This window comes from Endozoicomonas sp. YOMI1, assembly GCF_024606345.1.
Lineage (GTDB): Bacteria > Pseudomonadota > Gammaproteobacteria > Pseudomonadales > Endozoicomonadaceae > Endozoicomonas.
In genome coordinates, this window is the sequence record NZ_JAHHPM010000354.1 from 1 (window position 1) to 11,255 (window position 11,255).

Consider the following 11,255-nt stretch of genomic DNA (forward strand, 5'->3'; position numbering starts at 1 on the left):
CTATTTGACGAAGAAGCAGGAATTTTTAGACCAATTTATCGCAACCGCAGTAGGGTAGACTATTCTCGGACAGCCTCCTAGTCAGAAACCGCTTTCAAACGCAGCTCTTTAGGCATGGTAAAGACAATATTCTCTTCTTTGCCATCCAGCTCTTCCGGTAAATCTGCGCCAAGTTCTTTTAACCGCGTGATAACATCTTGAACCAGAATATCCGGTGCCGAAGCACCAGCAGTGATACCAATGGATGCTTTGTCCACCAGCCATCCCGGTTTGACATCGTCGGCATTATCCACCAGATAAGCTTCAGCGCCCGTGCGCTCGGCCAGTTCCCGCAAACGGTTGGAGTTTGAGCTATTAACTGAACCGACCACTAACACCAGATCACACTGTTCCGCCAGAATCTTTACCGCATCCTGCCGGTTCTGCGTGGCATAGCAAATATCGTCTTTCCTTGGTCCCTGTATCTCAGGAAACTTGAGACGCAGAGCTTCAATCACTTTGGCGGTATCATCCATGGAGAGTGTTGTCTGGGTGACATAGGCCAGTCTGGAAGGGTCTGATACCTCAAGAGCACGAACATCGTCTTCGTTCTCAACCAGATACATAGCACCACCGTTTCGCGAGTCGTACTGCCCCATGGTGCCTTCCACTTCAGGATGCCCATGGTGACCAATCAATACACACTCCATGCCATCCCGGGAATAGCGCACCACTTCCATATGAACTTTTTTAACCAGCGGGCAGGAAGCATCAAACACTTTCAGGCCTCGACGTTCCGCCTCATCTTCCACGGCCCTGGAAACACCGTGGGCACTGAAAATAACGATGACTTCATCAGGTACCTGATCCAGCTCGTCAACAAAGATTGCCCCACGGGCTTTCAGGTTTTCCACAACAAACTTGTTGTGGACCACCTCATGACGGACATAAATAGGGGGACCAAAAACATTAAGCGCCCGGTTGACGATCTCAATGGCACGGTCCACACCTGCACAAAAGCCACGGGGATTAGCCAGTTTGATTTTCATAGGGGAATCACCAACCTTCTCTGTCACTACTATTTATGGCTCTGGTTATCGCTCAGGGCGTCTGTACATCCAGAATCCGTACCTCAAAGGTCAGGTGTCGACCTGCCAGAGGGTGATTGAAGTCAACTTCAACCATTGCATCATCAAAATTTTGGACCACGCCGGGAAGCTCACTGTTGGCGGCATCAGAAAAGGACATCACCAGCCCTTCTTCCAGCTCAACCCCACTGGCAAAACTGCCCCTGGGGATGCGCTGCACATTATTGGGATTCGGCATACCAAAGGCTTTTTCCGGTGGAATCCGGGAAACCCGGTCTTCACCCGAAGCCAGACCATACAGCGTTTCTTCAAATCCTTCCGGGAGATTACCATCACCGATGATCAGAGATGCAGGTTTCTCCGCTGGCGTACTGTCCACCACACTCCCATCATCCAGCTTCAGGGAAAAATGCAGAGTGACCTTGCTGCCTTTCTCAATTACTGCTGACACCGTGACTCGCTCCCGCTCTTCTAGTTATCGTTACTGCTTATCGTCGCTGCTACTTTCCACCGAAGGACTACTCCGGAACATATCCAGAATCAACATGGCGGCTCCCACCGTAATGGCCGTATCCGCCAGATTGAACGCAGGAAAGTACCAGTTTTTGTAGTAAAACAACAGGAAGTCGGTGACATGCCCGTGCAACAACCGGTCAATCAAATTCCCCAACGCACCGCCCAGTATCAATGACAGAGAGCACGCCTGCCAGTTTTCCCCTGAGCGAAGCTGCCTCAACCACCCTACCAGCATAATGCTGACAATAATGGCCACACCACTGAGAAACCAGCGCTGCCAACCGGACGCATCCCCCAGAAAGCTAAATGCCGCCCCGGTATTGTAGGCAAGGGTAAGGGAAAAGAATGGCAATACCGGTATTTGCTGGTAAAGGGAAAACTCCTGAATAACCCACCATTTTACCAGTTGGTCAAGGCCGAACACGATGGCACTGAGCCAGAGCCAGTGAAGCTTTCCTGAAGTGTTACTCTGCATGGCCGGTTCCTATTAAAAAAATCCATATCATTCAGTGAGTCTTATCAATACTAAGTGTCTTGAACCGCCGGGGGATAGTGCGAATTACCGAAATCCATCAGAATTTAACCAGTCACAACACCCGAGCGTTGAACAACACGTAATAAAATAGACTAATGTCCAAAAAAATACCCGGTGCTGAGAAATATTTCGGCTCTTCCTCATTGGTCATTATGTTTCAGGGCTGCCAGTCAGTATTCTGTCGTTGAATGGCATTCATGCCCTTAGCGGAGTCGTGGTCAATAACAGTCTTCTTTTAACCAGTCAGTACAACATGATTTGTATGAAATAAAAAAAGGACCTGAGTCAACCTCAGGTCCTCCATAACTTATCAGCCCAAGAGGCTGTCCGGGTATTTTTTATGTCACCAGCTAATATCAGGCAAATTGCCGCTGTTCGCCACTGCCTTCTACGTTTTCGACACAGCGGCCGCAAAGATCCGGATGTTCGACAATGGTGCCGACATCTTCACGACGATGCCAGCAACGCTCGCACTTCTTGTGCCCGGATTTCTCAACCAGCACTTTAAGCCCTGCCAGCTCGGTAGACGCAGCATCGACAGCATCAGCCAGTGGCTTAACGGTAGCCGCAGAGATAATCAGAACAAAACGCAGCTCATTACCCAGACGGTTCAGTTTGTCCGTCAGCACGTCATCAGTAAACAGGGTCACTTCCGCTTCCAGAGAGCCACCGATGGTTCCAGCCACACGGGCATCTTCGAGGGCTTTGTTAACCGCCGTCTTCACGTCCAGAATCGTATCCCAGAACTCACGACCCAGCTCATCACCTTCCAGACTGTTCAGCCCTTCGTACCAGGTTTCCAGAAAAACAGAAGCACCACGCTGGCCAGGCATCGCTTCCCAGATTTCGTCAGCGGTAAAGCTGGTGATGGGCGCTATCCAGCGGGCAAAGGCCTCAATGATATGATACATCGCAGTCTGACAGCTACGTCGAGCCAGACTGTTCTGCGCAGTGGTGTACTGACGGTCCTTGATGATATCCAGATAAAAACCACCCAGATCCAGTGAGCAGAAATGGTGAACTTTCTGGTATACCGAAAGGAAGTTGTAGCTGTTGTAGGCATCCACCACTTCATTCTGCAGTCTCAGGGTTCGATCCACAGCCCACTTATCCAGTGACAGCATATCCTCCCAGGCAACCCCATCGGTTTCCGGGTTGAAGCCGGTCAGATTGGACAACAGAAAGCGTGCAGTATTACGGATACGGCGATAGCTGTCTGCTGTGCGCTTGAGAATATCATCCGAAACGGTCATTTCTGAGGTGTAGTCTGTGGCAGAGACCCAGAGACGCAGGATATCAGCGCCCAGAGACTTGAAGACCTTCTGGGGGGCAATCACATTCCCCAGCGACTTGGACATCTTCCGGCCATTGGCATCCACAGTGAAACCATGGGTCAGCAGACCTTGGTAGGGCGGCACGCCATGCATGGCAATACTGGTTTTCAGGGAAGACTGGAACCAGCCGCGGTGCTGGTCAGAACCTTCCAGATAGAGGTCAGCGGGGAATTGCAGCGCTTCACGACGCTCGATAACCGAATAATGAGTAACACCGGAATCAAACCAGACATCCAGAGTATCGGTCACTTTCACATACTGCTCAGCATCTTCGGCAGAGAGCATGTCCGCAGGTTCCAGATCAAACCAGGCGTCCATCCCCTGCTGTTCAACTTTCAGCGCGACTTTTTCAATCAGTGCCTGAGTATCCGGATGCAGCTCTTCTGTCTCTTTATGAATAAACAGAGCAATCGGTACACCCCAGGTACGCTGTCGGGAGATACACCAGTCCGGGCTCTGGCCCAGCATGGCTTCCATCCGGTTACGGCCCCACTCAGGGGTGAACTCAACACCTTTCAGGGATTCCATGGCGGTATCCAGCAGGTGTTCTTTGGTCATGCTGATAAACCACTGAGGCGTGGCACGGAAAATCAGTGGTGTTTTGGTACGCCAGCAGTGAGGGTAACTGTGCGTCAGTTTTTCCTGGGCCAACAGTCGGCCTTTCTCAACCAGAACCTCAACCACTTTCGGGTCAACCTTATAAACATGCTCACCGGCAAACCGTTCTACGCCGGCACGGTAATAGCCACTGTCGTCCAGATAGTTCAGGGTACCGATACCGTATTGACGCCCCACAGTAAAGTCATCAACACCGTGGTCAGGTGCCGTATGAACATTACCGGTACCCGCATCAATGGTGACATGGTCACCCAGTATCAGTGGCAGTTCCCGGTGATAAAATGGATGAGCAACTTTCTTGTTTTCAAACGCTGCGCCCTTTGCCCGGGCAATGATCGTGAAGTCTCCAATGCCATAGCGTTGCATGGCACTTGCCACCAGGGCTTCAGCCAGAACCAGACGGGCAGGTTCACCATTAACCTGACACTGCACCAGGGCATAATCCAGTGCCCCCCCCATGCTGACCGCCTGGGAGGATGGCAGAGTCCATGGCGTTGTCGTCCAGATAACGACGGCTACCTCTCCTTCACCCTGCTCTTTTGGGGAACCACCTTCAAAAGTAAATGCATTTAACAGATCAGCTTGATCAAGCGCGGCATAACGCACGTCAATCTGGGTCGAGGTTTTATCCTGATATTCGACTTCTGCTTCCGCCAAGGCAGAGCCACCCACAACACTCCAGTAAACCGGTTTATAGCCTTTGACCAGGTGGCCATTGGCAGCAATTTTGCCAAGGGAACGGATGATGTCAGCTTCGGTCTGGAAATCCATGGTCAGGTATGGCTTGTCCCAGTCGCCAAAAACCCCCATGCGCTTGAAGTCTTCACGCTGGCCATCCACCTGTTTGGCGGCGTATTCACGGCACTTTTTGCGGAAGGTCTTGAAATCCACTTTATCCCCCGCCTTGCCAAGCATACCTTCAACCTTATGTTCAATCGGCAGGCCATGGCAGTCCCAGCCCGGAACGTAAGGGGCATCGTAGCCACTGAGTGTTTTGGCTTTAACGATAATATCCTTCAGGATCTTGTTAACGGCATGGCCGATGTGGATATCACCATTGGCATAGGGAGGGCCATCATGGAGAATAAACTTATCCCGTCCCTGGCTGATCTTGCGAATTTCTTCGTAGAGATCCATGTCATACCAGCGCTTGAGCATTTGAGGCTCACGCTGGGCCAAATTGCCGCGCATCGGAAAATCGGTCTGCGGCAAATTCAATGTATGCTTGTAGTCGGACTTTTCAGAAGACATAAGTTGTTTACCGGAACCTCTACGGACTATTCATCACAGCTATTTATTGAAAAAACTTGCGGGTTATTTAAAAAAGCTTGCGGGCTGTTTCAATATCATTGGCAATCGCTGCCCGCAAGGCTTCAAGCGATTCAAATTTCTGTTCATCCCTGATTTTTGCAACAAATTCTACCCGCAGGGTCTGATCATACAGATCCCCCTTGAAGTCGAGCATATGGACTTCAAGCAGCGGGTTGACGCCCGATACCGATGGCCTGACGCCCAGGTTGGCAACCGCATTAAAACGATGGCCATCCACCAGTGTACGAACAGCAAACACGCCCTGCAAAGGCAGACGTCGGCGACATACCCTGATGTTCGCCGTGGGGAAGCCCAGGGTTCTGCCCAACTGCTGCCCCTTCACCACCCGGCCAATCATGGTAAATGGCCTGCCCAGCATATGTTCTGCTTCGGCAAACTCATTTTCCGCCAGCGCATCACGAATGCGGGTACTGCTGATACGCCCCTGCTGCATTAATACGGTCTGGGTATCGCAGACTTCAAAACCGTAGTACTCCCCCATCAGTTCCAGATGAGTAAAATCGCCTTTGCGGTCACAGCCATAGCGAAAGTCATCGCCCACAATCAGGTAGCGAATATCCAGACCTTCGACCAGTGCACGGAAGACAAAATCATCAGCACTGAGGCTGCGCAGCCGGTCATTGAAAGGCAGACAGAGCACCTGATCCACATGATTTTCCGCCAGCAGCGCCAGCTTCTCCCGCAGGCTGGAAAGCCTCGCTGGCGCAGCATCTTCCTGAAAATACTCTCTGGGCTGGGGCTCAAAGGTGATGACACATACCCTGGCGTCCAGCTCAAACGCCTGTTGCTTCAGGGCCTCAAGAATGGTTCTGTGGCCCACATGCACACCATCAAAATTACCGATGGTGGCCACGCATCTCTGACATTCTGGCCTGATATTGTGCAACCCGCGGATCAACTGCATGGAGGGACTCAGACTCCCTTACTTCCTGTATTCAACCATTGTTGAAAAAATGTTGACGATGAAGCCGGGCAGTATACCCCAGCAGGTTCCGTGGGTCACTGAGTTGGGAAAGAAGCCAGGAAAATCATGAAAAATAGTTAGGGCCTAATGTCTGAATTGCCCGGGCCTGACACCACTGAGCAAAAGCACAATGAAGTAAACCACGATCCCGGACAGGACCAGCAGGCCAGTCTGGGATACTCGCTCCCACAGTGACCAGGCCAGCCATTGCGCAATATCTTCGGCCAGCCAGATCAGCGTCGCCGCCATCGCCAGGTTAGCTGCCAGCAGCCGGGCAAAATAAACCAGCCAGCCACTGGCAGGCTGATAAACCCCAGACCGTCGCAAACCACGAAAAAGCAAGCCTGCATTCAGAAAAGCCGACAGGGTTGTCGCCAGTGCCAGCCCGGCATGTTGCAGTGGGAATACCAGAATCAGGTTAAACACCATATTCGCAACCATCGCCATAATGGCAATTTTTACCGGCGTTTTGGTGTCCTGACGGGCAAAATAACCGGGTGCCAGCACTTTGATCAACATGAAAGCAATCAAGCCAAGGGAGTAGGCTTGCAAACTCATGGCGGACATCAACACATCACGGTCAGTCATCTCACCATAGTCAAACAGGGTCGCAATTAATGGCCCGGCCAGAATAAACAGCGCAACAGCCGCCGGCACACCAATCAGCAATACCAGACGAATAGCCCAATCCAGCGTTCTGGAGAAATGCCCACCCTCTGCTTCCGCATGTTTGGTCGAGAGGCTGGGTAGAATCACCGTGGCAATGGCGATACCAAACACGCCCAGTGGCAGCTCGGATAAGCGGTCAGAGTAATAAAGCCAGGAGACACTGCCCGTTTGCAGGAAAGAGGCCAGCACCGTGTCCAGCAGCAGGTTGATCTGACTGACAGAAACCCCGAACAGCGCTGGGACCATCAGCGTCATGATTCTTCGGCTGCCCTCATGTTGAGGCCCCCATTGAGGCATGGGCAGAAGGCGAATCTGCAAAAGAAATGGCATCTGCAGTAACAGCTGGGAAATACCCGCTATCGCAACCCCCCAGGCCAGCGCCATAACCGGCTGATCAAAATAAGGCGTTAACAGAAGCGTTGAGCCAATCAAACTCAGATTCAGCAGCACGGGGGTAAATGCCGGTACCGCAAATCGCCCATAGGTATTCAGGATTGAGCCCGCCAGTGCCGTCAGGGAAATCAGCAGCAGGTAGGGAAAGGTTATCCGCAACATGTCACCGGCAAGCGCCAGCTTTTCCGGTTCATTGATAAAGCCCGGCGCAAACAGCCGGATCAGTATTGGAGCCGCCAAAACACCCACGACCGTTACCATGAGCAATATCCCTGCCAGGGTTCCGCTTACCCGGCTCACCAGCTCACGGACATCGCCAAAACTTCGTTGCGAACGATATTCCGACAGCACCGGTACAAAGGCCTGAGAAAACGCCCCTTCGGCAAACAGGCGGCGGAGAAAATTCGGAATCTTGAACGCCACAAAAAAGGCATCCGCAGAGGCTGTCGAACCAAAGTAGCCAGCAACCACCACATCCCTGGCCAGACCCAGTACCCGGGAGAGCATGGTCATTATCCCCACCACCAGGCTGGATCTCAGCAATCCGGGCTTTTTCGGTTCGGGCGGTGGCGGACTGTTATCGGAATCAGTCATGTTGCAATTGAATTAAAAAGCACAAGAATAAACGCTCCATCATATCCAAGGTAATACCGATTGCCACATTTATTCTGAACATCATTGGATTTGCCCATTAACAGCATCACCTCCCGGACTGTCGAAAAACGCCACACCCCGGCAGATTTAAAGCCCTGCAGGCAGTATGCCGTATTGACAAGAACGGCCTGAGTCGGCATAGTTCGTCGGCTAAATAGCCTTGAGCCAGATACAGCCCTGAGCCAGATACAGCCCTGAGCCAGATACAGCCCTGAGCTGGATAAAGCCCTGAGCTAAATTACAATGGGATATGGGCTGACAATGTCTTACCCGGGGCATTGGCAGTAACTGCGGCAAACAACCTATTCCATGCAGGGTGCCCCAAAGCCGCCCTGAGACAACCCGAACGAAATTGATTTTCCAGGAGCACCAAAATGGCTAACTCTCCTTCTGCCCGCAAGCGCGCCCGTCAGGCTGAAAACCGTCGTCAGCACAACGCCAGCCTGCGTTCCATGGTTCGCACTTCCATCAAAAAGGTGGTCAAGGCTATCGACACTAAAGACGTTGAAGCCGCTCAAGCTGCCTTTACTGCCGCTGTACCTGTGATCGACCGTATGGCCGACAAGGGCATCATCCATAAGAACAAGGCTGCTCGTCACAAGAGCCGTCTGAACGCTCAGATCAAGGCCCTGGCGACTGCCTGAGCCTTCCTGAGACTGACAACCATTCTGTGTTGTCAGGACATAAAAAAACCGGCAAAAGCTGGTTTTTTTTATGCCTATCAGGTCAAGAAGCAAGCACCATATTATCCCGGTGCAGCAACTCAGGCTCTCGCTGATAACCCAGTAACGCCTTAATCTGATGACTGGGCTGGCCAATAATGCGTTCCGCTTCACTGGCACCGTAATTGATCAACCCACGGGCCACTTCATTACCGTTTTCATCCAGGCAGGTAACCATCTCACCACGCTGGAAACGGCCTCTCAGCGCTTTTACCCCTACCGGCAACAGGCTCTTACCCTGCTCCTTCAGTACCCGAACAGCACCGGCATCCAGCACCAGTTCACCGGCGGTTTTCAGATGCCCCTGCAGCCACTGCTTGCGTGCTGCCATTGGCTCCTGATCCGGAAGCAGCAAGGTTCCCAGCTCTTCACCGGCAAAAACCCGGATAATCACATTGTCCGCACAGCCACCAGCAATCACCGTAGCACAGCCGGATGCAGCCGCCTGGCGGGATGCACGCAACTTGGTGAGCATGCCACCAAGACCCAGGCGACCACTGCCGCCACCCGCCATGGTATCCAGGGACTCATCCCGGGCACGCACTTCTTGAATCAGCCTGGCATCAGGGTTTGTTCTTGGGTCGGCGGTAAACAGGCCGTCCTGATCCGTCAGAATCACCAGAACATCCGCTTCCACCTGGTTGGCCACCAGCGCTGCCAGTGTGTCGTTATCACCAAAGCGAAGTTCGTCGGTCACAACCGTGTCATTTTCATTGATGACCGGCACCACCCCCATTTCCAACAGGGTTTTCAGGGTACTCCGGGCATTCAGGTAACGTCGGCGATTACTGTGGTCGTCGTGAGTCAACAGCACCTGTGCGGGCTGCACACCATATTTCTGAAAACCAACCTCCCAGGCCTGCACCAGGCGTGCCTGACCAACCGCCGCCGCCGCCTGCAGCTGATGCAGCGCTGTTGGCCGTTCCATCCAGCCCAGCTTCTCCATGCCTGCAGCAACCGCGCCGGAAGAGACCAGCACCACCTCCAGCCCCTGATCACGCAGCTGGCACATCTGCGTTACCCAGGCGTCCATGCGATCAAGATCAAGGCCCTGACCTTCATTGGTTAGCAGCGCACTGCCAATTTTGATGACCCAGCGCCGGGCTGTCCGTAAGCGGTTGCGCTCACTCATACGTAGAACACCTCGACATCTTGATCATCATCGTCGTCATCGTTATCCGCCGCTTTTTTTGCCGCTCGACGAGCGCGACGCTCTTCTGCCAGCTCCCGCATACGCATGCGGGCCTCAGATTCCATCTTGCTCAGCTGCTCTTCTTCCTGTCTGGCCAGCTCTGCATCTTCACTTTGTTCAAGGGCACGTTCTTCGATAAAGCTCATGATATTCTGGCAAAGAATCTCAGTGCCCAGACTTGAGATAGCAGATGTCTGGTAAACAGGACCAGTCCAGTTCAGCTCTTTGATAATATGCTGGCAGACCGCTTCACGCTGATCGTCTGGCAGCAAATCGACTTTATTCAGTAGCAGCCAGCGATCACGGTTCGCCAGGGTTTCACTGAATTGCTCCAATTCATGAATGATCGCCCTGGCAGACTCGGTCGGATCGGTGCCATCATAAGGTGCCACATCAACAAGGTGCAGCAAAATACGGCAACGGGCCAGATGCTTGAGGAAACGAATACCGAGCCCAGCGCCCTCAGCAGCGCCCTCAATCAGACCGGGGATATCGGCAATAACAAAGCCACGATGACGATCCACCGCCACCACACCCAGATTTGGAACCAAGGTAGTAAATGGATAATCAGCCACCTTTGGCCGAGCCTGGGATACGGCTCGAATAAACGTAGACTTGCCCGCATTAGGCATACCCAGCAGCCCCACATCAGCAATCACCTTAAGCTCAAGGCGAAGGTCGCGGCGCTCTCCTTCAGAACCAGGGCTAGTCTGTCTCGGCGCACGGTTGACACTGGATTTGTAACGGGTATTCCCCAACCCGTGGAAGCCACCCCGGGCGAGCTTGACGCGCTCGCCAACATGAGTCAGATCGCAGATAACTTCTTCGGTCTCGTTATCCACAACAGTGGTACCCACCGGCACTTTCAGCTCGACATCCGCACCTTTGGCACCGGTGCAGTTACGACCCCGACCGGGCTCACCGTTCTGCGCCTGATAGTGCTTCTGGTAGCGGTAATCAACAAGGGTATTCAGGTCATTGTCAGCAATCACATAGATGCTGCCACCATCACCACCGTCGCCACCATCGGGGCCGCCTTTTTCAATAAATTTTTCACGGCGAAAGCTCAGGCAGCCATTACCACCATTACCCGCCTGAACCGTGATTGTCGCTTCATCTACAAACTTCATTGCGCAACTCTCCTGCAACAATAATTGCAGCGTAACCAGTCATCTGCCAATGCCTGCAGGTAAACCCTGAACATAAGTAGTTAATAGATTCCAGGGCTTACCTGTAAGTAGTTAACCAAATGAAATCAT

9 protein-coding genes are annotated in these 11,255 nt (G+C 52.6%); 1 reads left to right on the forward strand and 8 read right to left on the reverse strand.

Annotated elements, in window-relative coordinates; genetic code table 11:
• Window positions 1-77 precede the first annotated feature (77 nt).
• The 6 genes from ispH to murJ all read right to left on the reverse strand — a co-directional run bounded on the left by ispH (window position 78) and on the right by murJ (window position 8,022).
• A complete protein-coding gene (gene ispH / locus KDK15_RS12780; protein WP_257295761.1) occupies window positions 78-1,028 on the reverse strand; it encodes a 4-hydroxy-3-methylbut-2-enyl diphosphate reductase in 951 nt (316 codons plus the stop codon).
• 52 nt (window positions 1,029-1,080) lie between these two features.
• Window positions 1,081-1,518, reverse strand: a complete 438-nt coding sequence (locus KDK15_RS12785) for a peptidylprolyl isomerase (RefSeq protein ID WP_257295763.1) — start codon at window positions 1,516-1,518, stop codon at window positions 1,081-1,083.
• 30 nt (window positions 1,519-1,548) lie between these two features.
• Window positions 1,549-2,058 carry a signal peptidase II gene (lspA, locus tag KDK15_RS12790; protein WP_257295764.1) on the reverse strand — a complete coding sequence of 170 codons (510 nt, stop codon included), beginning with the start codon at window positions 2,056-2,058 and terminating at the stop codon, window positions 1,549-1,551.
• Between the two features lie 416 nt (window positions 2,059-2,474).
• On the reverse strand, window positions 2,475-5,321 hold the full coding sequence (ileS, locus tag KDK15_RS12795; RefSeq protein ID WP_257295766.1) for an isoleucine--tRNA ligase: 2,847 nt from the start codon (window positions 5,319-5,321) through the stop codon (window positions 2,475-2,477).
• Between the two features lie 67 nt (window positions 5,322-5,388).
• Window positions 5,389-6,306, reverse strand: coding sequence for a bifunctional riboflavin kinase/FAD synthetase (gene ribF, locus KDK15_RS12800; RefSeq protein ID WP_257295767.1), 918 nt, complete (start codon window positions 6,304-6,306; stop codon window positions 5,389-5,391).
• A 144-nt stretch (window positions 6,307-6,450) separates the two neighbouring features.
• Window positions 6,451-8,022 (reverse strand): murein biosynthesis integral membrane protein MurJ, encoded by a 1,572-nt coding sequence (gene murJ, locus KDK15_RS12805; protein ID WP_257295768.1) that lies wholly within the window; start codon window positions 8,020-8,022, stop codon window positions 6,451-6,453.
• Between the two features lie 434 nt (window positions 8,023-8,456).
• Here murJ and rpsT point away from each other — a divergent pair, with 434 nt between their 5' ends.
• On the forward strand, window positions 8,457-8,726 hold the full coding sequence (rpsT, locus tag KDK15_RS12810) for a 30S ribosomal protein S20 (RefSeq protein ID WP_257295770.1): 270 nt from the start codon (window positions 8,457-8,459) through the stop codon (window positions 8,724-8,726).
• A gap of 82 nt (window positions 8,727-8,808) precedes the next feature.
• On the opposite strand, the gene proB is transcribed toward rpsT, so the two are convergent.
• Window positions 8,809-9,936: a glutamate 5-kinase gene (gene proB / locus KDK15_RS12815; protein WP_257295772.1), complete on the reverse strand. Its 1,128-nt coding sequence runs from the start codon at window positions 9,934-9,936 to the stop codon at window positions 8,809-8,811.
• The gene (gene cgtA / locus KDK15_RS12820; RefSeq protein ID WP_257295773.1) at window positions 9,933-11,126 is read right to left on the reverse strand and encodes an Obg family GTPase CgtA; all 1,194 of its coding nucleotides are present in this window, start codon (window positions 11,124-11,126) and stop codon (window positions 9,933-9,935) included. The genes proB and cgtA overlap by 4 nt, the downstream gene beginning before the upstream one ends.
• Window positions 11,127-11,255: the final 129 nt, after the last annotated feature.